At 58.2% G+C, this 24,843-nt stretch carries 18 protein-coding genes and 4 pseudogenes; 4 read left to right on the top strand and 18 right to left on the bottom strand.

The features are described from left to right. Window positions 1-62: 62 nt before the first annotated feature. The 6 genes from KEC45_RS01755 to KEC45_RS01730 all read right to left on the bottom strand — a co-directional run bounded on the left by KEC45_RS01755 (window position 63) and on the right by KEC45_RS01730 (window position 8,770). Window positions 63-2,384 carry a TonB-dependent receptor gene (locus tag KEC45_RS01755; RefSeq protein WP_252171393.1) on the bottom strand — a complete coding sequence of 774 codons (2,322 nt, stop codon included), beginning with the start codon at window positions 2,382-2,384 and terminating at the stop codon, window positions 63-65. Between the two features lie 128 nt (window positions 2,385-2,512). Then, the gene (locus tag KEC45_RS01750) at window positions 2,513-2,977 is read right to left on the bottom strand and encodes a hypothetical protein (RefSeq protein ID WP_252171392.1); all 465 of its coding nucleotides are present in this window, start codon (window positions 2,975-2,977) and stop codon (window positions 2,513-2,515) included. Then, window positions 2,967-5,666, bottom strand: a complete 2,700-nt coding sequence (locus KEC45_RS01745) for a 2Fe-2S iron-sulfur cluster-binding protein (protein ID WP_252171391.1) — start codon at window positions 5,664-5,666, stop codon at window positions 2,967-2,969. The genes KEC45_RS01750 and KEC45_RS01745 overlap by 11 nt, the downstream gene beginning before the upstream one ends. Next, the gene (locus tag KEC45_RS01740) at window positions 5,663-5,926 is read right to left on the bottom strand and encodes a sarcosine oxidase subunit delta (RefSeq protein ID WP_054123171.1); all 264 of its coding nucleotides are present in this window, start codon (window positions 5,924-5,926) and stop codon (window positions 5,663-5,665) included. The genes KEC45_RS01745 and KEC45_RS01740 overlap by 4 nt, the downstream gene beginning before the upstream one ends. A 1-nt stretch (window position 5,927) precedes the next feature. Then, window positions 5,928-7,181: a sarcosine oxidase subunit beta family protein gene (locus KEC45_RS01735; protein WP_252171390.1), complete on the bottom strand. Its 1,254-nt coding sequence runs from the start codon at window positions 7,179-7,181 to the stop codon at window positions 5,928-5,930. Next, window positions 7,178-8,770, bottom strand: a complete 1,593-nt coding sequence (locus KEC45_RS01730; RefSeq protein WP_252171389.1) for an NAD(P)/FAD-dependent oxidoreductase — start codon at window positions 8,768-8,770, stop codon at window positions 7,178-7,180. Before KEC45_RS01730 ends, KEC45_RS01735 begins: the two co-directional genes overlap by 4 nt. A gap of 77 nt (window positions 8,771-8,847) precedes the next feature. Here KEC45_RS01730 and KEC45_RS01725 point away from each other — a divergent pair, with 77 nt between their 5' ends. The 3 genes and pseudogenes from KEC45_RS01725 to KEC45_RS01715 all read left to right on the top strand — a co-directional run. Beyond that, on the top strand, window positions 8,848-9,999 hold the full coding sequence (locus tag KEC45_RS01725; RefSeq protein WP_252171388.1) for an MFS transporter: 1,152 nt from the start codon (window positions 8,848-8,850) through the stop codon (window positions 9,997-9,999). Window positions 10,000-10,268: 269 nt separating this feature from the next. Next, window positions 10,269-11,519: a nitrate/nitrite transporter gene (locus KEC45_RS01720; protein WP_368389955.1), complete on the top strand. Its 1,251-nt coding sequence runs from the start codon at window positions 10,269-10,271 to the stop codon at window positions 11,517-11,519. Continuing rightward, window positions 11,512-11,607 (top strand): annotated as a pseudogene (locus KEC45_RS01715) (arginine N-succinyltransferase); the annotation flags it as partial. The gene KEC45_RS01720 and the pseudogene KEC45_RS01715, both read left to right, overlap by 8 nt. 45 nt (window positions 11,608-11,652) lie before the next feature. Here KEC45_RS01715 and KEC45_RS01710 read toward each other — a convergent pair. Further along, window positions 11,653-12,015: pseudogene (locus tag KEC45_RS01710) on the bottom strand (integrase core domain-containing protein); the annotation flags it as partial. Window positions 12,016-12,167: 152 nt separating this feature from the next. Here KEC45_RS01710 and KEC45_RS01705 point away from each other — a divergent pair. Continuing rightward, a pseudogene (locus KEC45_RS01705) lies at window positions 12,168-13,464 on the top strand (IS110 family transposase). A gap of 209 nt (window positions 13,465-13,673) precedes the next feature. On the opposite strand, the pseudogene KEC45_RS01700 reads toward KEC45_RS01705, so the two are convergent. The 11 genes and pseudogenes from KEC45_RS01700 to KEC45_RS01650 all read right to left on the bottom strand — a co-directional run. Continuing rightward, window positions 13,674-14,482: pseudogene (locus tag KEC45_RS01700) on the bottom strand (IS3 family transposase); the annotation flags it as partial. Between the two features lie 359 nt (window positions 14,483-14,841). Beyond that, a complete protein-coding gene (locus KEC45_RS01695) occupies window positions 14,842-15,984 on the bottom strand; it encodes a hypothetical protein (RefSeq protein ID WP_252171387.1) in 1,143 nt (380 codons plus the stop codon). Beyond that, window positions 15,981-17,132 (bottom strand): hypothetical protein, encoded by a 1,152-nt coding sequence (locus KEC45_RS01690; protein WP_252171386.1) that lies wholly within the window; start codon window positions 17,130-17,132, stop codon window positions 15,981-15,983. The genes KEC45_RS01695 and KEC45_RS01690 overlap by 4 nt, the downstream gene beginning before the upstream one ends. 502 nt (window positions 17,133-17,634) lie before the next feature. Further along, window positions 17,635-18,732, bottom strand: coding sequence for a cupin domain-containing protein (locus tag KEC45_RS01685; RefSeq protein ID WP_252171385.1), 1,098 nt, complete (start codon window positions 18,730-18,732; stop codon window positions 17,635-17,637). A gap of 22 nt (window positions 18,733-18,754) precedes the next feature. Further along, entirely contained in the window at window positions 18,755-19,402 is a 648-nt protein-coding gene (gene maiA, locus KEC45_RS01680; RefSeq protein ID WP_252171384.1) for a maleylacetoacetate isomerase, read from the bottom strand. Next, a complete protein-coding gene (locus tag KEC45_RS01675; protein ID WP_252171383.1) occupies window positions 19,399-20,151 on the bottom strand; it encodes a fumarylacetoacetate hydrolase family protein in 753 nt (250 codons plus the stop codon). The genes maiA and KEC45_RS01675 overlap by 4 nt, the downstream gene beginning before the upstream one ends. Next, window positions 20,148-21,347, bottom strand: a complete 1,200-nt coding sequence (locus KEC45_RS01670) for an FAD-dependent monooxygenase (RefSeq protein ID WP_252171382.1) — start codon at window positions 21,345-21,347, stop codon at window positions 20,148-20,150. The genes KEC45_RS01675 and KEC45_RS01670 overlap by 4 nt, the downstream gene beginning before the upstream one ends. A gap of 79 nt (window positions 21,348-21,426) precedes the next feature. Then, window positions 21,427-23,121 carry an aryl-sulfate sulfotransferase gene (locus KEC45_RS01665; RefSeq protein WP_252171381.1) on the bottom strand — a complete coding sequence of 565 codons (1,695 nt, stop codon included), beginning with the start codon at window positions 23,119-23,121 and terminating at the stop codon, window positions 21,427-21,429. A 79-nt stretch (window positions 23,122-23,200) separates the two neighbouring features. Then, window positions 23,201-23,638 (bottom strand): VOC family protein, encoded by a 438-nt coding sequence (locus KEC45_RS01660; protein WP_168454874.1) that lies wholly within the window; start codon window positions 23,636-23,638, stop codon window positions 23,201-23,203. Further along, the gene (locus KEC45_RS01655) at window positions 23,635-23,877 is read right to left on the bottom strand and encodes a lipoyl domain-containing protein (protein WP_118074345.1); all 243 of its coding nucleotides are present in this window, start codon (window positions 23,875-23,877) and stop codon (window positions 23,635-23,637) included. Before KEC45_RS01655 ends, KEC45_RS01660 begins: the two co-directional genes overlap by 4 nt. Then, window positions 23,874-24,842, bottom strand: coding sequence for an alpha-ketoacid dehydrogenase subunit beta (locus tag KEC45_RS01650; RefSeq protein WP_252171380.1), 969 nt, complete (start codon window positions 24,840-24,842; stop codon window positions 23,874-23,876). Before KEC45_RS01650 ends, KEC45_RS01655 begins: the two co-directional genes overlap by 4 nt. Window position 24,843 lies beyond the last annotated feature (1 nt).

The following is a 24,843-nucleotide window of genomic DNA, read 5'->3' as shown; positions in this document are numbered from 1 at the left end:
TCAGGCCATGAACTGGCAGAGCCGGGCAGAAATTGCCACCCATGCTCTGCCAGTTCGCGTGATCAGAACCGGTAGCGTGCCTGAATAGTGAAAGTCCGCGGCGGTTCGGTGAACGCTGAAATCGAGTTAAATCCGCCCGGGATCGTGTTCTTGAAGGCAGCGGTGCGCTTATCGGTAAGATTGCGAACGGCCAGCGACAGGTCCCAGCCACTTTCACTCGACAGGCCGACCCTGGCGTTAAGCTTGGCAAATTTCTCCTGGAAGGAGTTCGGGTTGATGTCGGTCAAGGTCGCGAACCGGCTCGTGAAATAGAGGTCGCTACCTGCCCGGAGCGTAAGCCCACTCCCGATTTCCTGGGACCAGTCCGCTGAAATGTTGCCCGACCACTTCGGCGCATAGGGGGTCGTAACGCCCGAGAGATTCTGGGTGTTGTTCGCCGTATTACAGCCAAGAGCGGCCGTCTGGCCAGCGAAGCACTGCGCGGTGGTAAAGTCCTTGTAGGTTGCGTCTAGATAAGTGACGTTAGTCGAAAGCCTGAAGTTTCTTGTCACCGCGAACTGGAGTTCCGCTTCCACACCTTGAGTCCGCGCGGATGCGGCATTGGTTGTCTGGAAGAGAGCGGTTGCGGGATCGAAGGAAGAAACCTGCAGGTCCTTGTAATCGCTCCGGAACGCCGTGAGATTTAGCAGGACTCGTCGGTCGAAGAAGCGGCTCTTCAAGCCGATCTCATAAGCGTTTGCATTCTCCGGATTAAACGGCCCGCCATCCGTTCCGGAGAAGCCCCCAGACTTGAAGCCCTTCTTGAAGCTGGAATAGATCATCACGTCTTCAGCCGGACGATACTCAAGCGTGATGGCGGGCTGGAGCTTCTCATCCTTTCGGCTCGCGGTCAGGATTGGAAGTGGAGTGCAGCCCGAATAGGGAGTGGATTCACACCCGGCAAATGCGAGATCCTTCTTGACCTCTTCGTAGCGCACTCCGCCGCGGATCGTCAGCGGACCGAAGGCATAGCTCGCCTCCCCGAACATCGCCCATGATGAGGCATCTTCGACGCTGTCCTGAACGCTACCGATAATCCGAGCGTTCACAAATGCCGGAGTTCGGTTAGTCGAGCCTGCCGGAGGCGGAACCACAAGCGGCAGAAGATTACGCGCATCGTTGTCCGAGGTGCTGACAACATCGTTGTTGTTCTTGTCGACATAGGCTCCCAGGAACCATTTGAACGCACCGTCCTTGGGCGAAACCAGACGGATTTCCTGACTGAACTGATCATAGCGTTCAGTGAAAGTGGCCGTGGAATAATTAGCCACGCCTTGATCGGTATCGATAAACTGGTAGTTCTTGTACTTGTAATAGCCCGTTACCGAGCTCAGCGTCACTCCATTGCCAAATTCATAATCCAGCAAAAGTGTGCCGCCGCCCGAGCGCAGGCGGTTATAGAATGAACCACCATTATCGTCAGTATAGAGGTCTGGCCGCGCTGCTTCTGCCGCTGATGGGATCAGTCCACTCGAGGCCTTGAAGCGATCGAACAGACAAGGCTCACGAACTGCGTCGGAAATGTCACGGCGGAAATTGGGCTGACAGATGATCGACTGGTTATTGCGCCCTCGGTCGTCATTGTTCCCAAAGTAGCCGATGGCCGTCAATTTGAGCCTGTCTGTCAATTCTCCTGTGATCGTCATACGACCCAGAAGATCTTCAATCTCGGGCTCCTTGCGACCGGTTACTGTGTTTGTCAGATAACCATCAGACTTTCGGTAGCGCAAGGCGACACGGGTGGACCAGTCCTGTCCAAGAGGCATGTCGACCGCACCAAATGCAGCCCTTTCATTGGTGACCGGCTCATAGCTGAACTCGAGCTCGCCGCCAAACTTATCGCCGGGCCGCCGCGTGGCCACGTTAATGGCGCCCGCAATCGCATTCTTGCCCAGAAACGTTGGTTGCGGCCCCTTCAGGAACTCGATCCGGTCGATGTCAAGAAAACCAAGGCGCTGGGTGCGGGCCCGGCCATAATACACCCCGTCGATGTACATTGGCGCCGACTGCTCGAAGCCCAAATTCTGCCCCGAGCCGATCCCGCGCACGGTAATGGTATCGGCCATGCCGCCTCGCGACACGCGCAGACCCGGGACTTGGACATCCTCGAAGTTCTGAACTGCACCACTTCTCAGAAGGTCGCCGGTGACAGCCTGTACCGAGATTGGCACGTCCTGCAGGCGCTCAGGCCGCTTAGTCGCCGTAACGACGATCTCTCCAAGTGCCGGCTGCTCGTCGCTCTTTTCGGCGGACTGCGCGAACGCAGGCGAAGCGAGCGGCAGCGCTAGCATAGATGCGGCCATTAGCCGGCCGAAGGAATTGATTCTTCCCAGTGCGTCTGTCACGAAAAACCTCCCCTATGGTATACCGAGAGTGTGGGGCTATGCCTCATAGAGGCGGTTGTCAACTAGGAAGTCTCCCTTTGGTATACCATGATGCCGGGGCGGCTTCTGCAACACCCCACAGCGCAGCCTCATTGCGAGTCACGAGGTAGATCCTGCCAACATGGTGCACCGCGATATGAGCGGGGTATCAAAAGGGTCACTAGGCCCTTCTGACAAAACGCCATGACATCGACTTGGCCAATCTGCATTGGCCTGGCCTCTTCTCCCCGCAGCAACACAGCAGAATGCGTCGCCAGCTGCACGCTATCGACATTGTGAACGGCAACGAAGCTGTCGGAGACATCGGTGATGATTGCGGGTGCCCCGGCAAGCTGCAGCTTCATCGCAGCAGCACGATCGGCCATACCGGATGCAGAGCCCAGCAGTAACCAGTCACACCGGCTGGTGCGCAGCCCCAGACAGGTGGACGTGTCGCCATGCAGGTCGCCGAAATCGGGCAACTGGCAGTTGAAGCAGCCTTCTATCGGGCTTTTCAACTCCGGATGACGAGCCAGATCAACCGACAAACGAATAATTGAGAGGTCAAGTGTCAAGCCGACCTCCTTCGCGGTCATAGGCGACCGTCTCTGAAATCCTGGCCTGCCACCTCTTCCCCAGCGAGACGATCTCGACGATTTCACCAAGGCGCCGCTGCCCCTGCTCGACCAATCCCAAGGCAACGCCCCGTCCCAGCACGGGGCTGAACTGGCTGCTCGTAACGAATCCTCCGCTCTGCCCACTGGGAGCCCGCACATGACCACCTACCGGCAATATCCCGCCGCAAAGCGAGGTCAGGCCCACCAGTAGCTTACGATTTGGCGATAAGGATGAGCGGCGCGTCAGCGCTCGCCGCCCAAGGAAATCGCTCTGCTTTTTGGCGATGGCTCCGCCAAAACCGATATCACCGGGCTGGGTCTCGCTGTCGGTATCAGTTCCAACATGAATGTAGCCCTTTTCGATACGCAAGATTTCGAGTGCCTCTATCCCATAGGGCACCAATCCATAGGGCTTGCCAGCCGCCATCAGCGCATCGCCCATCTGCACCGCCTGCCCCGCTGGCACCTGGATCTCGTAGCTCAACTCACCAGAAAAGCTCACGCGCTGAATACGTACTTCCGATCCGTCGAGTTTTCCCTCTCGGACGGACAAGTGTGGAAAACGCTCACTTGAGAGATCAAAACTGGGCTGCAATGCCTCGAGCACATTTCGTGCGTTCGGGCCCGCAACAGTCCAGACAGCATATTGCTCAGTCACGTCTTGAACGACAACATCCATCGGCCATTCGCATTGAAGCAGATCCTCCAGCAGGCGGACCATCCGGTCAGCGAAGGCACTGGATGGGCTGAGCAGGAAACTCCCGTCTTGGAGACGAGCATAGACCCCGTCATCCAGGATCGTACCGTTCTCGTTGAGGACAAGCCCGTACCGGATCCGCCCGGGCTTGAGCGTCGAGGGGGTGCCAACATAGACCCGGTCGAGGAACGCTGCAGCTTCAGGGCCGGCCACGAGAATTTTGCCAAGCGGCGAACCGTCAAAAAGACCAACGCCACTTCGGACCGCTGCGGCTTCACGCTCAGCTGCCGCCTGGATGTCTTCCCTGCCAACCGGATATGCCGCCGGCCTTTCCCATCCAAAATCCTCGAACACAGCACCTTCGCGTACATGCCATTCGTGTGCGGGCAGATACCGACGGGGTCGGAAGCGTTCACCGCGTAGATCAGCACCGATCAGACCAAAGGCTGTAGGAACGAAGGGCGGACGAACCTTGCTTGCGGACAGCGTTCCGGGTTTCGCGCCGATGGTCTCCGCGAGGATCATGGCGCCGGGGACCGAGCTCAGCTTTCCCTGGTCGACGCCCATTCCCAACACAGTGTAGCGCTTGAGATGCTCAACGCTTCGATAGTTTTCGCGGGCCGCCAGCTTGATGTCTGCCACGGTCACATCGGTCTGAAAATCGACGAACATGGTCTTTTCATCCCCGCCGTGGACAGTCCAGATGGGCTCCGCCTCAATCGGTTCGGGGCCTGCCCATTCGACATTGGCGACCAACCCATCCGGCTGGAAACTCTGACTGCGCTCGTTGAACTTCGTCTGACCGCCAGCCATGGTCCACAGTTGGGAAGCAGGGTTCCAGCCTCCCGAGACCCCGACAAAGTCGCACGCGAGACGACTCAGGCCATCCGGCTTCTCTATGGTGACGCCGGTGACGCGTCCGCGCCCATGGGCCGACTGGACTAATGACGAAAAGAATAGATCGATTCCGTGCGCACGGGCGCGATCGGCAAGTTCGGGCAGCACCTGCGGCCTTGGATCGACAATGGCGCGCACCCCTACACCACACTGCGCAGCTTCAATAGCGGACCGCCAGCCCAGATCGTTGTTGACGAAGAAAATGCCGGATCGACCCGGCGCTACCGCATAGTCCGCGACATATCTGCCGATCGCACCGGCGAGCATGATGCCGGGCAAGTCGTTGTTCGCAAAAGCGATGCCGCGCTCTTGCTTGCCCGTCGCGAGAATGATCTGCTCAGCCCGGATGCGGTGGAGTACCCGACCTTCCGATGCGGCCAGCACAAAACCATGATCCCAGATTCCAAGAGCTGCAGTCTTTTCAAAGGTCCGGACACCTTCAAGGCTTGGAAGACCCTGATCCAGATCGACAAGCAATACCGATTTGCCGTCTCGCGCTGCCTGTGCCGCAGCGGCCAACCCCCTTCTGCCTCCACCTATCACTAGCAGATCACATTCCACATGACGCGCTTCGTAGCGCTGCGGATCGGGCACGACCGGCACCTTGCCAAGTCCGGCAGCGCGCCGAATCAGCCATTCGAACCAGTGCCAGTCCGGCCACATGAATGTCTTGTAGTAGAATCCGGCAGAGAACAGTCCGCGGAGACGATCATTCACGCCAGCAATGTCCCAGGTTAGTGAAGGCCAGGCATTGATGCTCCGGGCAACCAGCCCTTCCTCCAGAGCGATCATGGTGGCCTGCACGTTGGGAATGGAGGATAGGCCGTGCTCAAGTTGAACCAGTGCGTTGGTTTCCTCGCAGCCGGCTCCCACGATACCGCGTGGTCGATGGAGCTTGAAGCTCCGTCCGACAAGCTGCACGCCGTTGGCGAGCAAGGCCGACGCCAGTGTATCGCCCGCAAGGCCTGCATAGCGCTTGCCATTGAACGAAAAGTCGATGGACTGGCCGCGATCGATCCTGCCGCCGCCATGGGAAAGTCGGTAACCGGTCACGGCCGCGCAACTCCCATTACGTAAACCGCTACGACCTCGTGAGTTTCAGTATGCCGGATCAGATTGAACCAGACCCCGCAACCGTGCACATGGACCCATCGCTCGGCATGCTCGCCCTTGGGGTTAGCGCGCAGGAAGAGATACTCCTCCCAAGCCTGGTCGTCGCAGTCCAGCTCTGGTCGGTCGATATGGGCTTCGCCGCCATAGGCAAATTCGCGCTCGTCGCGCAGGCCACAGTTCGGGCAGGCAATCCGCATCATGTCAGTGTTCAATCCCGGCTGCTGCAGCTTCGTCGATGAGCGCGCCATCCCTGAAACGCTGGAGTCCGAAGGCGGTGGTTAGCGGATGGGGCTCATCCTTCGCGATCAAGTGCGCAAAAGCCTCACCGCCGGCCGGGATCGCCTTGAACCCGCCTCCGCCCCAGCCGACGTTCAGATAAATCCCCGGTACCGGACTGCGGTCAATGATCGGCGAGCTATCGGCCGTGTAGTCGACGATTCCAGCCCATTGGCGCAGGAGGCGCAGACTACTAAAGGTCGGAACAAGCTGGACGATGCCGGCAAGCACTTTTTCCATTGTCGCTGCGCTTCCGCGCTGGGCAAAGGACGGATAGGGATCGATGCCGCCACCGCACACAATGCCGCCCTTGTCCGACTGGCTGCAATAGCTTCCGATCACGGCTGAACCGATAACGGTGTGCAGGACGGGCTTGACCGGTTCGGAGACAAAGGCTTGGAGCCCATAGCTGGCGACAGGCAATCGGAAACCGGCCATCTGCGCGACCACTGACGAATGACCGGCCGTGGCGATCCCCACCTTGGTCGCACCAATGAAGCCTTTACCTGTTTCGACGCCCTGCACGCCGCCGCTGATGTCCCGACGGAACCCGGTGACTTCGGTATTCTGAAGGATGTCGACACCCAGGGCATCGGCTGCACGTGCATAGCCCCAGGCTACCGCGTCATGCCGGACGGTCCCTCCTCGTTTCTGGCGCATGGCCCCATAAATGGGAAACCGTGCATTAGGATCGCCATTCAGGACAGGGCAAAATTTGAGCACTTCCTCCCGTCCGAGCAGTTCGGCATCGATCCCGTTCAACTGCATCGCGTTCACAATTCGGCGCTGAAAATCGACCTCGTGCCGGCTGTGCGCGAGATTAAGGATTCCGCGGGCGGAATACATGATGTTGAAATTGAGCTCCTGCGAGAGGCTGGCATAGAGACGGAGCGAATGGTCGTAGAAGTCGGCGCTTTCCTTGTAGAAATAGTCCGAGCGCACGATGGTAGTGTTGCGGCCGGTGTTACCGCCGCCGAGCCACCCCTTATCAATCACAGCAATGCGTCCAGGCCTGTAGTGCTTGGCCAGATGGTAGGCGGTCGCAAGGCCGTGGCCGCCAGCTCCGATGATAATCACATCGTAGCTGCTCGCCGGTTCGGGGGAGCGCCAGACCGGATCCCAATCCGTATTTCCACCAAGCCAGTTCCTGAGAAGCGCGAACGCCGAATATCGGCTCATCGGCGCAAATCCTTCAGAATGACCTGTGCTGCATTCCGGCCAGGAGCTCCCGTCACGCCCCCACCGGGGTGCGTGCCCGCGCCGCACAGATACAAACCGGCCACAGGCGTGCGGTAGCCCGACCAATCGGGGTGCGGGCGCATGAAGAACAACTGGGCGAGATTGAGATCCCCGTGGAAGATGTTGCCTTCGGTCAGTCCGTAGGTGCGCTCCAAATCCAGCGGTGTGATGACTTTACGTGCGACGACGCTGCCAGGGACGTTGGGCGCGACCCGGCCAATCTGTTGCACCACTTGATCGCCGAGCGCTTCACGTCGCGAATCCCAGTCCCCCTCTCGCAGCCGAAAAGGAACATACTGGACAAAGCAAGTGAGCATGGTGCGGTCCGACGGGCAGAGCGTGGGATCGACCAAACTTGGAACCACGCAATCGACCCACAGCTCGTCTGCCACTTCGCCGAACTTTGAGGCATCATAGCAGCGCTGCATAGCCTCCATGCTGCCCATGACCGAAAAGACGGCGCGTTCCGCCGGAGTGGCGTCGAGCGACATGCCCCTGATCGAAGGCGGCTCGCTCAGGACCATGTTCACCTTGGCCGAAGGACCGGCCATTTTGATGGCGGCGATGTCCGATCGAAATGTCGGGTCGAGATGTTCCGCGTCGACCAACCCAAGGAACGTTCGCTTTGGGTCCGCATTCGACACGACCGCCTTGGCGTGAAACACTCGGCCATCGACCAGCTCGACGCCGGATGCCCGCCCGCCCTTTACGTGGATCCGCGCAACCTCTGCATTCGTGATGATTTCGGCGCCAAAGCCCCGGGCAGCGTTGGCCAGCGCATCGCTGACTGATCCCATCCCCCCGATAACATGGCCGCTGAAGCCCTGGATGCTATTATCACCACCGCCCAACAGGTGGAACAACAAGCCTAGGGTCGAGCCCGGATCATATGGCCCCCCATGCTTGCCGTAAACGTTGTTGGCCAGAAAGAGCCGGTGCGTCTCCTCGCTTTCGAAGTGTCGCTCGAGAAATTCGGCGAGGGAACCGGTCAGAAACCGCGTCATCGATGCAATTTCATCTCGCGAGATTCCCCAGAATTGGCGGGCCATTGATGCCAATTCCCCGAGCCGGTCGACCAAGCTCCCGCTCAGAGCCGGCGGAGGCTTGAGAAAGAACGGCTGCAGGTAGCGAGCGAGCGCCTTGAGTTGATGCTCGACCGCTACGAAGTTGTCGGCATCCTTCTGACTGTAGGTCCGAAGGCTTGCCGCAGTCCGCAACGGATCGGTCCAAAGCGTCACGAGGCCCTCATCGGATGTCGGCACATTAAGCGCCGGGTCGCATGCGACCATTTTCAGCCCATGATCGGCGAGCCCCAGTTCCTTGACCACGGCGGGGGTAAGCATGCTGGCGATATACGAGCAAAATGACACACGGCACCCCGGCATCACTTCCTCGGTCACGGCAGCCCCGCCCACAATTTGGCGACGCTCGAGGACCAGAACTCTTGCACCCGAACGGGCAAGATATGCGGCCGCAGTCAGACCGTTGTGACCACCGCCTACCACAATTGCATCGAAAAAATCGGTCACGTGACTCGCCTGCCCTCTGGACTCTCGGAACAACCTCTCTACCATACACTAGTGTTTGGAGTTCGGAAGGTCAAAATTTGCTTGGACGCTTCGCCTCGATTTCGGGAATGCTTGCGGGATCGCTGATTGCCGAGATTGGCGGTTATACGATGCCTTTTGTGGTTGGCGGCATAGTCAAGGCCTACGCGATTCCTGAAGGTTGGATCGGCTTCATCATTGCGGGGCAGATCGCCTGTGCATCGCTGGTATCGATTGGACTGGCACCCTACCTGTTGCGTCTTGACCGAAGAAAGCTAGCTTTCGCAGGTGCGTTGCTGGTTTTGGCTGGCTATGCTGGCTCAGCGTTGAGCCATGGCGCGGAGTTCCTCGTTGTGTCACGCTTGATAGGCGGGATCGGCGAGGGTCTGCTCTATGCTGCAATTGCCGCAACCGCTGCGGAAACCCCCAATGCGGATAGAACGTTTGCTCTGATTTGGGCCGCCGTCGTTGGATTGGCAGTGGTACTCTTTGTGACTTTACCACTCTTGCCTGACTGGGCTGGTCCGCGCGGAATCTTCGTAGCGTTGGGCATTGTTGTGTTGGCCCTTGTCCCATTGCTCCGAAACATCCCACCACGAGCCCAGGTGGTCGACACGACGGCGAAGCAACATCTTGCCACTATCGACGCCCGCGCGGTTACGCTTAGCCTTGTCGCTGCACTCCTCGCTATTCTGGCAAACGGGTACTATTACTTCATCGAAGGTATCGCCCAATCTATCGGTGTGACCGAAGCTCAAGCCGGCTATGCAATGGCTATCTCTGCTACTTGCGCTCTAGCCGGACCTGCCTTAGCGCATCGGCTTGGCACCCGGTTCGGAAGGACACCACCGTTGGTGCTTGGGTACCTGATAACTGGCTTAGGCGCCTATGCGGTTACCCATTCGGGCGACCAGACATTGCTTACAATTGCAATGTGCGTGTCCGGCGCTGCCTATGTCTTCACTCTGCCATATCTTCTCGGCCTTGCTGCCGCCTCGGGTGGAGCGCCGCTCGCCGCGGTTGCGCGTGGAGGTCAGGGAATCGGAAGCGCATTAGCACCTGCGATTTCAGGGCTGATCCTGCTGAACGGAGGAACGTATCAGCAAATCGGAGCCTTGGCGCTTGGCTGTGCTGTATTGGCTCTGCTCCCCCTACTTCTCTTCAGCAGGTCAATTGCCTCCAATTCCATTGCAGCTGGAGGCGACAGATAAGCCCAGGCTTTTTGGCTAAGCCGATCCATCAATCTGCAACGGGCTTCGGGCCGACTGTGTCGGCAAATCCGAGAGTGAGACGGAATTGCAGAACATGTCCGAAGGAACTGGGCGCAGGGTCCCTGACGGAATGGCGGAAGGCATTGCGGCAATGGGTATTTTGAGAATCAGAAGAACTTGCTTTCGGCTTACCAAAGTGATTTCACCAAGTGCACTCGGACACGAGGACATCGCGAAACGCTCCCGTTCTGAACACTCTGCTTACTGACATGCAAGATAGGGGGGCAGGCTTGCGTAGGTCAATCACAATGCTGGTATTGGGCAGCGCAGGTACCACGCTGTTTCTGTTCCCGTTTCTGCATGAAATCTATTACGATCCCCTGCGTCTCGCTCTCGGCCAAACGAATGTGCAGATCGGCAGTCTTTCGTCGGCATATGGCCTGGCATCACTAATCGGCTACGTCCCGGGAGGCTGGCTTGCTGACAGGTTCAAGCCTCGCACTCTGCTTCCGATCGGGTTGATCGGAACCGGCATAGGTGGAGCGTTTTTCGCTTCGTTTCCGTCCTATCCATTCACCCTTCTCCTCTACGTGCTTTGGGGCGCCATGACCGTTGTGTGCTGGAGCACAATGATCCGCGCAACACGCGAATGGGCGGTCGCCGGGAGCCAGGGCCGCGCCTTTGGCCTGCTCGAAAGTGTCCGCGGCGTTACAGAAGGCGCTATTGGAGCGGCCGGAGTCGCCGTGTTTGCTTGGGCGGGAAGCACAAGCGGCGCGCTCGGCACGGTCATCATCGGCTTTGCCGTTCTGAACATCGCACTTGGGATCATCGCGTTTTTCACGCTCGACCGCGCAGCACCGAGCGGCGCGAAATTGCAGGCAGCATCTTCCAGCGGATGGCGGGAATTGCTCCCAAATCCAGACCTATGGCTGATCTCGCTGATCGTCTTGAGCAGCTACACTGCCTACACGGCGCTCTATTATTTCACGCCCTATAGTTCGAGCATGCTGGAACTGTCGGTTGCGGCGGCAGGTGCCATTGCGGTTGGGAAGATTTGGCTCAAGCCAGTTGCAGCCATGGCGGCCGGCTTTGCAGCCGACCGTTGGGGAGTTTGGCAGACGGTGGTGTTCGCCTTCGCCATCCTCGTTGCAAGCATGATGATCTTTGCGATATCTCCGGGAACCGCAAAAAATGCCCCCATCATGATCGCAAACCTTGCATGCGCATCACTGGCTGTCTTCGCGATCCGAGGGGTCTATTTCGCGCTGATCGAGGAGTGCCGGATTCCCGAATCGAGCACTGGCTCAGCAACCGGTCTGATTTCGTTGGTCGGCTTTACGCCCGACATCTTCGTGCCCCCAGTTGCAGGTTATCTCCTGGACAGTTTCCCAGGCGAGAGCGGCTACCGGATGCTCTTTGGAATCGTCGCATTGGCATGCGCGATGGGCTTGGCGACAACCGCTATGATCGGTCGGCGAGTTCGCTCGCGTAGACGCAGTTCCGGCCAAGGCAATGCTTGAAGCCGAAGGATTTGTTTACGACGGCTATGTCGACATCTTCGATGCAGGTCCGACGCTTCATGCCCGTATTGACCAGCTGCGTACGATTACCGGATGCCATGTGACGTGACCCCCTGGTTTCCACCAGCCGGGATTAGAGCCCAGCAGCTTTGTTGCTCATGAGCGCGGTTGAAGCAATGGCCTGCGTAGCGGAGCCCGTAGGGCGGAGCGAAGCAGGCCATTGCTTATCCAGTTCGGCGGCGAACGCCGCCGGGGTTGCGTAGCCAAGGGATGAGTGCGGTCTCTCCCGGTTGTAATCATCCACCCAGGCAGCGATCTCGACCCTGGCATGGGCGAGGCTCATGAACAGCGTCTCGTTGAGCAGCTCATCGCGCATCCTTCCGTTGAAGCTCTCGACGTAGCCGTTCTGCATCGGCCTGCCCGGCGCGATGTAATGCCACTCCACGCCGAGCTCTCCGCACCATGCCAGCACAGCATTACTGGTGAGCTCGGTTCCGTAGCACATTGGGAAGCTGCCTATTGGAGGGCCGCAATGCCTTGATGGGGACAAGGGCGCGTAGCGCCCGCCGGCTTCATCAAGGCAGTCATGACCGGCCAGCAGGTCTCTAAAGAGAAGTTGTCGACACAACCTTTGGAGGCTGACCGATCATGACCAAGCTGCATTCTACGCCACCCGACGCCGTCCTGGTAGCCATCGATATGTCGAAGCACCGCCAGGAAGTTCTCCTCGAACGACCGGAAGGCGGCCGCCGACGCCGTATGACCGTCATGGCGACGAAGGCGGACTATGACCGGCTGGCTGACGATCTGACGGCCATCGGCAGGCCCGTGATCGTCGGCTTTGAAGCAACCGGCAACTATCACCGCACGTTGGCGCATCGCTTGCTGTCCGCCGGGTTCGAGCTTCGCCTGATTTCGTCGGTCGCCTTGGCCCGGACACGCGAAGCGCTGCACAATGGCTGGGACAAGAATGATTCCAAGGACGCTCAGGTAATCCTGCATATGCTGAAGATCGGGGCGACGCAGCGCTATGTCGATCCGCTGGCTGCGGGCATCAACGATCTGCAGGAGATGTCGAAGACCCACGAAGCCATTTCCAAGGCGAAGACCCAGACCTGGCATCGGATCCTCACCCATTATCTGCCGCTGTATTTCCCGGAGATCGAGCGTTTCGCGGGCAATAGCCGGTCCGACTGGTTCCTGGCGCTGATCGAACGATTCCCGACGCCGGGCAGCATCACCTCGATTGGGCGCGAGGCTTTCACCGAGCAGGTCTGGCCGCTGATCGGCCGCAAGGTTTCCAAGGCCCGGGTAGTCAACGACATTTACGAGACGGCCTGTGCATCGATCGCGCTGCCGATCGACGAAGATTCCACGGCGGTCGCCATGTTCCGTATGGTTATCGCCCAAGCACGCACCCTGATTCAGCAGCGCAACGAGATCGAGCGGATTGCCCATCACGCGCTGGCGACGAACAGCGATTATCAGCTCCTGCGTATGATCCCCGGCATCGGGCCGATCAACGCCCTGACGATCCTGGCCGAGGCCGGTGACCTGCGGCGTTTCAGCCACCATCGCCAGTTCCTCAAGTTCTGCGGCCTCGACCTCGCCACCTACCAGTCAGGGATATTTCGGGGGCGGACCAAACTATCAAAGTACGGCAACGCTCGGCTGCGACGCACCTTCTGGATGGCCACGCAGGTCGCGATCCGACAACCCAACAACAGCTTCCGCGACAAGCTCTCCCGCTATGTCGACGGCCATGCCAGCGATCCCGATCGCCGCCGCAAGGCAATGACCGCTCTCACCGCCAAGATGGCGCGCGTCGTGCACGCCGTCATCAAGACGGGAACCGAGTACCGCCCGTTCGTCGAACGGGCGGACACCAGATGGAAGGACCCCTCTCTGCTGTGCCGTGAGGGCGCTACGGCGACCCTGTAGATAATGTTCGGGCCTTCCATCTGGCATGCGTATCTCATTTTAAGGACGGTGAGGACCACGATCCCGAGGATCGATGGATCCTGTGTTTGCTATGGCCGAGAGCGCCTTCCTTGACGATGGAAGCCATCTGGATCATAAAATCACCAGCGCCGATCACCTTCGGCGCAACGAGACCTGCTGGCATTTTCCCGCTACGCTTTCCCAACATAGGACGTTATCGCTGACGATCATGCCCGGCTTGCCGCGCTGTGCGATCAGCTCGGTCAGCTCGCGCACGACACGGCGCCCCGAGATCGAGGTGTCGGGCACCGCTGCCAGGCACTCCCGGGTCACGTCATCGACCACGTTGAGAACGCGGAATCGCCTGCCCGACGCCATCTGATCATGGACGAAGTCGAGGCTCCAGCGCTGGTTTGGCAGCGCCAGCACCGGAACAGGTGCCCTCGTGCCGACGGCGCGCTTGCGGCTCCGTCGCCGCCTGACCGCCAGCCCTTCCTCACGATAGAGCCGCTGGGTTTTCTTGCGGTTGATCATCACGCCCTCCCGGCGCAGCAGGATATGAAGACGACGGTAGCCGAAGCGGCGCCGCTGGTTCGCCAGCTCGCGCAGCTTCTCGCGAAGCTCGGCATCGTCGTCCCGTGTGGAACGGTAACGCACGCTTCTGCGATCGGCATCGATGACACGGCACGCCCGCCGTTCGCTCATCCCGTGGCAAGCCTGGAGATGAGCCACAGCTTCCCGCTTGGCAGCGGGCGTCAGAACTTTTTTGCCAGCAGGTCCTTCAGCGCAACGTTGTCCAGCATCGTGTCCGCCAGCAGCCGCTTCAGCTTTGCGTTCTCGCTCTCAAGATCCTTCAGTCGCCGGGCCTCGGACACTTCCAGCCCGCCATACTTCGACTTCCAGTTGTAGATCGTCGCTTCGGAAACCCCGTATCTCCGGGCCAAGTCAGCGGTCTTCGCGCCGGCCTCCGCCTCCTTCAGCATCCCGATGATCTGTTCCTCGGTAAACCTCGTTCTCTTCATCTCGTCCGTCCTTCCATCAGGGCCGGACTCTAATCAATGTTGGAGGAAAATCAGGGGGTCACGTCACACCTCGTAGGCGACGGCCTGCAATTCTCGCTACCTGGCCGCAATCAGCGCCTGCGTAGCAGAAATTCTGGTCTGGAATTCACGGTACGCCTCGAAGCGCTGGAATCGTAGGGCAACTGCTCAACCCCTTGTGCAATGCACCGGGTGCTCGCCTTCAATGGGATTGGCAAAACGCGGCAAGGCGTCTGGTGCTTAATCCCTCCATTGACCGATTTTGGGATGCTTGGAGTCAGGGCCTGCGAACTTGACCTCTCGTCTGCATCTGATGCGAAGCCTTCACATGAAGCATCGTCTCAGCGGACCACATTATAGTCTTTGTGGTAGCTCTGCGCCCAATCCCTTTCAACAAGCTGCTTCCAGCCGACATGGCACTGGGCCAGAAGGTTAAAGTATGAAACCAATGGTCCCCCCTCCCCCAGCTGATCATAAAATATCTTAGCCTCTATACGCTTCGGCTCTAAAACTTCATAAATGCGATTATTCAGTAAATTGAAAAATTTGACATCTTGCATCTCTTTAGCCAACCAAAGAGCTGCAAAAAAATCCTCTAGTTGAAAACCAAGAGGTGTGACGAAAGACTGTCCAGACTTCCCTTTCAACGACCCTAAATCGATCCGCATCAACTCGTCAGAAAATGCGAACTTAAACTGCTCCCAAAGCGCTTCCGCTTCCTGCGGCCTAAAATAATGCATCAGGTTAAGTGCCAACGCATTGGATCTTGGTAGAATATTTCTAGAGATCCAAAATGACTCTCTATTCAATTCCTGCTTATCGAAACCAAAACTTCCAGTTTGCAGTGATTCGAAGAACAGTCCTGATTTATCATCTCGTAACAGAACTCCTATACCGTCCAAAATTTTGTCATTATCGTAAGAATACGTCGTCCCGTGAATCTTATCATGAATTTCAAATGCAAGCATCGCCAGTAGATTTGGAAATATTTCGAACCTACCGGCCACAGTTTCAAGCGCGAATATATTTTGCGCAGATTCGTAATTGTTAATGATCTTTACTTGTATAGCTTCGATGAATGCGCGAGATTTTTCATCGAATTGCCCCCTTCCGCTGACCAATCGGTAGAATTCATACGACAGGGCGCTCAGGACGACGCGGACATTTTCAGAATCGTACATATTCAATGGGTTGGAAAGATTTGGATTACAGATATTTTTTGCGGTCAGGTTAAGATTATACTCAACCTCTCTGGTTCTGAACGGGTCAATATAGGCTACAGATGGCAAAGTCAGGGCCATGAAGCCCATGGCCTTGTAAAAAGCGACCCCCGAACCAGGAACGTGACAGACGTGGCAATTATTGTAGCAAGCCAGGTCCAGGTCGAACAGAAGCGTCCTGTAATGCGCCTCAACTTGATCTGTGAACCGCCCGTCTTCAACCATCGCCCAGATGTCTTGGCGCGAAGCCTCTGCACCGATCATGACAACACCGCCCGATGCCGGGCCCTCAGCCCGCTCCAATCATGCTGAAAGACCGCGTTCCAGGATTCGTGAAGGGCGCCCCATAGGATGTAGCTGTTGGCGTGATGCTCTTCCCCATTTGTCACTTCGACGAGGCGGGCCCTTCCGTCGACATACGCAATACCAGACGTCTTACCCAGGTACTTCATAAAACCAGCCCAAAGGTCAGGGTCCTGATACTCCCTCGCCAAGCCGAGCGCATATAGAAGCCCGAAACTCTCCTCCAGCCCCATGGCGGGATCGGAGGCATGGACACATTCCTTGAGGTAGAGCGCGCCATCCGGTTGCTGCGCAACGAGCAGACGCTTGAAGTTCTCATAGCCGGTCTGCATGTCTGCCGGATTGGTATAATGCAATTGGGTCAGTCCCCAGGTGTTGCAAGCGCCGGACAGATAGGCTTCAGCCTGGTTATGGGAGGGATGATACTTGTACAGTATCATCTTGGTCACTGGATCACTGATCCTGTCTGCAATGAAATCAGCAACTCTTTTTCCGTATTCATTGTAGTAATTCGTTCCAAAAATTAAGTCATGTATCGACATGCCGATGACTATCTGGGAATTACATACAGGAAAATATTGATCATCTTCGCAAACTATACCTTCAAATCCCTCATTTTCTCTATTTTCATTCAACTCCCTTTTCATTATATCTGTTAGCTGAATGTACTCCCTCTCAAACTCCTGCGATCCGGTAATGAGCTGATACAAGCCGTACATGACGTGCAGATGCGCCTTGTACATGATATTCCGGCAGCATATCGGATCTGGCCCATGGCCGTACTTGACCCATTCGTCCCAGATCGGCGTATCTTTGAACAGTAGTATTGATTTCCTCAGACAGATTGAAGCTTCCGCGTACCGGGCTTCCTCAACCATGATCACCGAGGGGATCGAGTATGTCGCGAATGCCAGCGGGTATTTCCACCACCCATGCATGTTGCGGTCCCACGGAAATGCGGCATTGTCCCAACCACCCTCGAACGTGGCATCGATCCGGTCCCGGTGGAAGTTCCAGATCATCTCGGCGAAATGGCTGAGTTTTCCAGCCCGCTTTTGCAAAAAGATATCCGCAGCAATGCTGTCGAAATCTGTGATTTTCTCAGCCATATTAAATCACCAATCCAATAAGTTGGGAGGACTTGCAGGGACAACGAAAACCGTCCTCGACTGCGAATCCATGGAATGGAACAACATTGTGAAAAGGCCAACTATGACCACGCCGCTGTCGATCACCGAAGCGCTGGTTTGGGTCGCCACCTCAACAGCGCGTCCTTTCCGCCAATCAACCTTTCCAAACACTGGTGTATGGTAGCACCATGGCACCAAGAGTCCAGTAGGATCAGGATGCCTTCTTGCACTTTGGCATATCAGGATCAGGCGCAGACTGGTCATTCGGACCTACTTTGAAGAACGGCAATGATGCTCGAAGCATTCCGCTTTAGGATTGCTGCCGCCTCTCAATACTGCTCACGTTCCGGCGACATCGAGCCTTGCCCGCTTTGCCCCGAGAACGGCACAGCTGCTCGGGTGAGAAGTCGGATCTATGATCTTGTGGATCAAACGCGCAACCGTTCGATACTGTGTCGTTGCTCGAGCGAAAATGCCAAGCTCACGCGTCGACCCAACTTCGCATAAAGCCCAGCTTCTCCATGATGGGAGCATCCGAAAAGCGGAACAGATCGAAGCCTGTCTCGGCCCGCAACGACCAGGGGATCCACGACGGGACGACAAACATGTCCCCTTTTTCCACACTGTGCGTTTCGCCATCCATCACAACCGCGCCGTTGCCTTCGAAGACTTGGAAGACGGTCGAACCGACGTCACGTCTCATTTTTGTCTCGGTGCCCTCGCGCAAACGGTGAAATTCAAGGCGGATTGTGGGCATAACGTCTCCGCCCGTAGTTGGATTGATGTAACGAATTGCGGCATGGCCTGGGGCAACCGTGGCCGCATACCCCTCCGCCTCGAGCGCGAGTTGCTGCGTCAAGGCTGCGTCGGTATGCGCCCACCGGTAGGCACCGATAGGCGAGCTGACACTGTCCTTGAGCTGCGAAAGCGGGCGCAGTCCAGGATGACACCAGAGACGCTCGCCCCGGCTGAATTCTGGTGTTTCGAGGCACGTAAGTTTGTCTGAACCAAATTCGAAAAAGCCAACGTCCATCTGCTGGCTGAACGGGATGTCGAGCCCATCGATCCAGGCCATAGACTTATCGGTGGCGTTCTGGTGGCCGTGAAAGTTGCCGCCGGGCGTTAACAGCAAGTCGCCTCTGCTCATTCGTACTGGATCGCCATTGACCACCGTCCAGACCCCTTCTCCTTCGACAACGAAGCGGAAGGCGTTCTGGCTGTGACGGTGCTCAGGTGCGACTTCACGTGGGCCAAGATACTGGATCGCTGCCCATAATGTAGGGCTGATATAGGCGTGGGGAGTAAGGCCCGGATTACTCAGCCCGATCGCGCGGCGTTCCCCTCCCCGCCCAACGGGTACCAGTTCGCCCGAACGTTCAGCCAGTGGGAGCAGTTTTGACCATTTCCAGACGTGCGGCACCGCTCTGGACTTGGGGTGAACCGGCATGAGGTCGCCAAGCTGGGTCCACAGGGGTAACAGGCTCTGCTTTTCGAACCCGCGATATAGCTCGCGCAGCTCGGGCGTGTCATCCGGCTGCATAGCATGGTCGACTGTGCTGTGATCGAGCGCTTTACTCATGATCTTGCTCCTGCAATTTTGGTCATTCGGCATCGGGCTGGTTGGGTGGCGCCGCATTGCGAAAGGCTGGGAGGCCGTCTAAGTCCGAAAAAATTCGTGCAATTGTCGGCCAGGTTTCAATTGGAATTGAAAAGCGCTGATTATTCCAGATTTGGCTGTAAAGGCAGATGTCAGCGAGCGTTGGAGCATCGCCATGGCAGAACTGGCCCGTCTCCCGACTGCCGGCCAGCATGGCTTCCAGCGGATCGAACGTCGCCGTTACCCAATGGACGAACCATTGCGCCACCGCATCGTCGTCAGCGTCGAACTGCGTGCCTAGCCAGTTCAGAACGCGCAGGTTGTTGAGCGGGTGGATCTCGAAAGCCACCATATAGGCCAATGACCGGACCCGCGCCCGCCCGAGCGGGTCGGTCGGGAGCAGGGGGGGATCGGGGTAGGTTTCGTCGAGCCATTCGATGATGGCCAGCGACTGGGTCAGAACTGTGCCATCTTCCAATTCAAGCGCCGGTACGAGCCCTGCTGGATTTAGTGCCAGATATTCCGGGCTCCGGTGTTGATTCTTGCGCAGGACATAGGCCACATAATCATATTCCAGCCCCTTGAGGTTGAGGGCCACGCGCAAGCGGGTCGAGGTGGACGACCTGAAGAAGTTGTGCAGGCGAAGTGTCATTCGCGTGGGCCAATCTTGGTGATCAGGTCTCCAAGGCCCTCAATCGAGACGGTGCAAACATCTCTCGGGACAAGCGGGCCAACCCCCGCAGGCGTACCGGTCATGATCAAGTCGCCGGGCTTTATCGTCACCGAGTGCGACAGGATCGAGACGATTTCTGGCACCGACCATATGAGTTCGGCAAGGTCTGCATCCTGCTTGACCGCGCCATTCACCGTCAGCCGGATCGACCCGCTGTCCGGATGGCCCACTTCGTCAACCGGATGGATGGGACCAATGACGGCCGAATTGTCAAATGCCTTACCCCAGTCCCAAGGACGCCCCTTCTCGCGCGCCTGGATCTGAAGGTCGCGACGCGTCAGGTCGTTGCCCACGGCATAGCCCCAGATATGTAGCGGGCTCGCCTCCACTGACAGGTTGCGCCCTTCTGTGCCAATCGCGACGACCAACTCAGCCTCATAGTGGAAATTCTCCGTCAACGGCGGATAGGCAATCGTGGCACCATCTTGGACGACTGCATCGGCCGGTTTGGTGAAGAAGAAGGGGGCCTCGCGGTTCGGATCGAAGCCCATCTCTCGCGCATGTTCGGCATAATTGCGTCCTACGCAAAAAATACGGCGGACGGGAAAAACCTGCCGCGATCCGGCGATGGGAACGAAGCTGGATGGTTGGGGCGGAAAGGAATAGTCGATCATGGAATTCCCCAAAATGGTTTGTCGGTGGTGGCAACGCGCGGCAAGAATAGTCACGCCGTTTCGGCACCGATCGGCACGGTGAGCGGATTGTAGTTGTAGAGCCACAAGCCACGGTCTCTTGCCGGATCCTTCCGCGCGAAGGCCTCGCGAAATTCGTCGTGGGTCTGAAAATGGAAAAGCCGCGCGTGTTCGGTGCTTTCATTGACTATCCGCGCGGTGCGCTCGATACGGGCCTTCTCATAGCCTCGCAGGGCCTCGGCCAGGTCGTCGAATTCGTTCAACGCGCGCATCAAAACGGCCGCGTCCTCGATCGCCATCACCGCTCCCTGCGCCATGTATGGTAGCGTAGGGTGCGCACTATCTCCAAGCAGGGTGACCCGTTCGGTGCTCCAGAATTCCAGGCGAGGCCTGTTGTTAAGCGCCCAGCAGAAGCAATTATCCTTGTCCGCTGCGTCGATCATTGTCTGCACATCTTGATGGAACCCGACAAAATCGGCCTTCAGGTCGTCCCAGGGCGCATTGATTGCCCAGCCCTCCTGCGTCCATTCAGGCTTTTCGACACAACCGACGAAATTGAGCAGCTTGCCGCCATGGACCCAATAAACAACCATGTGCTTGTCTGGCCCCATCCAGTTTACAAAAATAGGTGGCTGGAAATCAGGCGGCAGCTTCTCGACGGGTACCATGACCCGCCACGCGACGTTACCGGTATAGCGGGCCGGTTCGAGGCCATGCATCTGTGCCCGCACAACCGACTTGATGCCATCCGCACCGATCAGCAAGTCGCCGCTCGCCATAGTGCCGTCAGCAAAGTAGAGGGTCACGTTGTCAGGGCCTTCCTCATAGCGTTCAAGCGCCTTGCCAAGATGGATTGCCGAGGGCGCCAGTTCACGGACTCTGGCTTCCAGGATGCCTAGGATATCGGGCCGGTAGACATGAAGATATGGAGCACCGAACCGTTCTTCGTGGCTGTCGCCCAGCAGGATCTGGCTGACAATCTCCGCCGTGTCGTGCAGGCGGAACTCCGTTCTGAGCGGTCGCACGGACACCGACGCAAGCCGCTCGAGTACGCCTAAGTGGCGCAGAACATGTGTGGCATTGGCACTAACCTGAATGCCGGCTCCGACTTCGCCAAGTTCGAGCGCCTGCTCGAAGACCTGGACGTCATGTCCAGCAAGGAGAAGCAGCCCAGCGGCCGTAAGTCCGCCGATGCCACCGCCCACAATAAGTACTCTGCGTCGCTCGCTCATCAGATGGTCCTCGGTAGAAATGTTGCCATGATAGCTCGTGACATTGCCGCCCGGTCGTCCGGCATGACCGACGCCACACTCAGTTCGCTGCCCCGGCCTTGTCCTCCCAGTAGATCGACGGCGCGTGAAAGCCTCCGTAGAGCTGCCACTGGAGAATCTCGTTGGGGTCGTCGAAACGCGTTTGGGAAAGCCGCGTCCCAGGCGAAGTGCGCGAGTATTCCTCGACCCGGCCGGCATACGGCACATCATCTACGAAGCGCTGCGTGAGATCATACTCGTTCTGATCGTTGAGCTTGTCAGTGATCGGCGGGCAGAAGCTGCGAATGACTAACATGTTGTTCGTGGTGGGCAGCCTGTGAGCATCGCCCATCGCCCAGTTAATGCAACTGTCGGGCTTCTGCTCCTTTTCCGAAGTCCAAAGTTCGGACACGGTCATCGCGCGGGGGTCAACCTTTATCTCGACTGCCCGGCTGTAGCTCTCGTGGAAGGGCACGATCCGTCGGCCGTCGAACGGCCGAGCCTGGAACATGCCGTTGTCAAAATAGACGATGGTTCCCCAAGGTGTGACGTGAGGGTGGTGTTGCGACCATGGAAAACGTGTGAGGCCAACGGGTTTGAGTATCCGTGATTGAAATCTCTCCGGCCAGCCCTGCGGGTCACTGAAAATCCATCGGATCTCCTTCGTCTTGCGGTCGATGGCGACCAGAGCATCCAGATGCTTGAAAGAGGCGATGACGAGATTGTTCTTTTCATCGAATGTGATCCCATTACCATGCGTCCAATCCGCATAGCCAGGGTAACCCCTTACGGCCCAATAGGGCTGGAACGTGTGATAGTGCAGCATCTTGGGATCGAGATGGTCGAACGTATCCCACTCCCAGACTACTTTCCCATCCGCATCGAATTCGACGATCTTGTCGCCCATAACCATGGTCGGCTTGCGCGGGGCCTGCGGATCGGTGACACTCGTAGGATAGTCCGCGATCTCGCGGCCATTCGCCGACATCGAGATATAGGTGCCCCACGGCGTGAGCGACGGTTCATGGTGCAGTGTCTGCAGTCCGGTAATCTGCGTTCCGCCCTGCACCGGACCAAGCCGGCGCATCTCGGGATACCATTGACGCAGGATGTTGCCGAGCATGTCGATCATGACGACACGCTGGTCCTCGGTGGTGAAGATGAGTGTCCCATCGGGTGACGGCTTGATCCCCGCAACGCGCCGCTGGCTGATATAGTACCAGCGCACCTCCCCCCGGGCATCGAGTGCCAAGATCAGGCCCCAGCCCCGCGAGAATTGCTGCTGCGCCCTTGTCTGGAAGTCCTGCCGACCTGGCGCGCGCCGCCGCACACTGATGAAGCGCAGGCCGGGTTCAAGCACTGCGCTGTCGGCGAGGGTCGTCGTCAGGGTCGGCCAGGAAAGCCCCGGTGCCGGGAGCACCGGTGTGCGCAGGGACAATGATCCGGGCGCATCAACCGCGCCCGTCTTGTCGCTGATGCGAACGCGCAAGCGGATGTCCTTGCCCGCGCCGAGGTCGACCAGCGGTAGGCCTTTGGCGGGATCATGGCGCGGCCCGAACTGGACCTGCCACTGCCTAGATCCATCGTCGAGGCTGACCGTGGTGGTCACCGGACCGCTAGTTCTGAAGCTGAGCACCGCGGCCAGCGGCACGGCAGGATTGGGATTGGTCCTTACACTGGGCGCTTCGAGGAATGCCGGTTCCGCGAGCGCGGGCTGGCAGAAAAAGACGGCGAGAGGCAACAGGCGGCGGATCATGATCCTTCTCCAGGCTTGCGGGAGTCGCGGGAAAGCTGATTGTCGGCCGTAACCGGTCGAGTACGAGTATACGCAGACATCATTCCCCACCCGGCTTCTCGATCAGTTCGACGGTCAGACCATCAGGTCCGTAGACATAGGTCGCCCTTTGACCCTTGGCCGGCCCTCGTTGGACGCGATGGGGAGGAGCGCAGGAACCAAGCTGGGCCTGGACGGCATCGAGATCGTCGACATGCAATGCAAAATGGAAATAGCCTGTATCGCATGGTTGACGCAGGCCGATCGCGCGCTCGGGAGCTTCGTACTCGAGCAATTCGAAATGATAGGCGTCACGCGCAACATAGGCGATCTCGCGAACCTTGGCCCCATCCAGTCGAGTGATTCCAGCCACAGCACCCGGATCGAACGGCGTGAAGCGAGACTGCGTTACGAAGCCGAGAATCGTCAGAAAGTCGAGCGCCCGCTCCATGTCGGCGACTGTAACGCCGATGTGTTCGAGGCGTCCGGTATTGCTCACTGATCGACCTCGACCACGCATACCACATCCCCGACCTGCGCTTCCTCGCCTTCGGGAACGCAAATCTCGACCAACCTGCCATCGGCGCTAGCCTCGAACGCCTGGGTAACTTTTTCGGTCTCGAATTCGTAGAGCGCCTCACCATTGGCGAAAGTTTCGCCAGGCAACTTATGCCAAGCAACAATCGTTGCTTCTTCCATGTTCATGCCGACGCGCGGAAGTTTGAGCTTAATCTTCATTGGTAGTCCCTGCAGTTCAACAGTTCGCGCACCACATCAGCAATGCGCTCCGCATTCGGATAGACGCTGCGCTCGAGCACAGGCGCATAGGGCATGCAGACATCCGGCACGGTGACGCGGCGCACCGGCCCCTTCAACATGGCAAACCCGCGATCTGCCGCGACGGCTGCGATCTGGCTCGCGGCACTGCAGCGATCACGCGCCTCGTCGACAACCACCAAGCGGCCTGTCCTCGACAGCGAGGCGAGGATGCCGTCCTCGTCGAGCGGGACCAACGTGCGGGGGTCCAGGATTTCGGCTTCGATCCCGTCCTGAGCAAGCTGCTTCGCCGCCTGTTCGGCAAGCTTCACCATCGCTGATATCGCAACGATCGTGACATCGATGCCTGAACGCCGCACTGATGCTCTACCGAACGGAACCAGATGGTCACCGTCGGGCACTTCGCCCATTTCCCCACCGCGCCCGCCCGGCTCAAGGAAGATCACGGGATCGTCGCTGCGCACCGCTGACTTGAACAGTCCCTTGGCGTCGCCGGCATTGGATGGAACAGCCACATGGACTCCGCCCAAATTCATGAACAGCGGATATGGGCAATCCGAATGCTGTGCTGCGGTTGATCGACCCCCACCGAACCCAGCCATGATCGTGATGGGAAGCTTCATCTGCCCGCCAGTCATAAGGCGAAGCTTCGCCATCTGATTGGCGATGGCGTCAAAGCCCGTGTACATGAAATTGGCGAACATCATGTGCAGCACGGGTCGCCAGCCGGCCGCTGCCATGCCCACTGCCATTCCCGTCAGCAGCGCCTCGCAGATCGGCGTGTCCCGAACGCGATCAGGACCAAAGCGCTCGCGAAGCCCCTTGGTATCGCCGAACATGGAAATCTCGACGTCCTCGCCAAACAGGACGATCCGCGGATCGCGCTCCATTTCTTCGAACATCGCATCGTTGATCGCCTGGATCATC

Origin of the sequence: Sphingopyxis sp. USTB-05 (genome assembly GCF_023822045.1) — a bacterium.
In the GTDB taxonomy this organism is placed as follows: domain Bacteria; phylum Pseudomonadota; class Alphaproteobacteria; order Sphingomonadales; family Sphingomonadaceae; genus Sphingopyxis.
Note: the sequence above shows the minus strand (reverse complement) of the source record. Positions and strands in the feature narration are given on the sequence as shown.

What these genes read in the sequence shown, in the direction of transcription:
- KEC45_RS01740 (WP_054123171.1), bottom strand. Translation starts at nt 5,926, where the DNA reads ATGATGCGGATTGCCTGCCCGAACTGTGGCCTGCGCGACGAGCGCGAA.
- KEC45_RS01735 (WP_252171390.1), bottom strand. Translation starts at nt 7,181, where the DNA reads ATGAGCCGATATTCGGCGTTCGCGCTTCTCAGGAACTGGCTTGGTGGA.
- KEC45_RS01720 (WP_368389955.1), top strand. Translation starts at nt 10,269, where the DNA reads ATGCAAGATAGGGGGGCAGGCTTGCGTAGGTCAATCACAATGCTGGTA.
- KEC45_RS01695 (WP_252171387.1), bottom strand. Translation starts at nt 15,984, where the DNA reads ATGATCGGTGCAGAGGCTTCGCGCCAAGACATCTGGGCGATGGTTGAA.
- KEC45_RS01690 (WP_252171386.1), bottom strand. Translation starts at nt 17,132, where the DNA reads ATGGCTGAGAAAATCACAGATTTCGACAGCATTGCTGCGGATATCTTT.
- KEC45_RS01685 (WP_252171385.1), bottom strand. Translation starts at nt 18,732, where the DNA reads ATGAGTAAAGCGCTCGATCACAGCACAGTCGACCATGCTATGCAGCCG.
- maiA (WP_252171384.1), bottom strand. Translation starts at nt 19,402, where the DNA reads ATGACACTTCGCCTGCACAACTTCTTCAGGTCGTCCACCTCGACCCGC.
- KEC45_RS01670 (WP_252171382.1), bottom strand. Translation starts at nt 21,347, where the DNA reads ATGAGCGAGCGACGCAGAGTACTTATTGTGGGCGGTGGCATCGGCGGA.
- KEC45_RS01665 (WP_252171381.1), bottom strand. Translation starts at nt 23,121, where the DNA reads ATGATCCGCCGCCTGTTGCCTCTCGCCGTCTTTTTCTGCCAGCCCGCG.
- KEC45_RS01655 (WP_118074345.1), bottom strand. Translation starts at nt 23,877, where the DNA reads ATGAAGATTAAGCTCAAACTTCCGCGCGTCGGCATGAACATGGAAGAA.
- KEC45_RS01650 (WP_252171380.1), bottom strand. Translation starts at nt 24,842, where the DNA reads ATGATCCAGGCGATCAACGATGCGATGTTCGAAGAAATGGAGCGCGAT.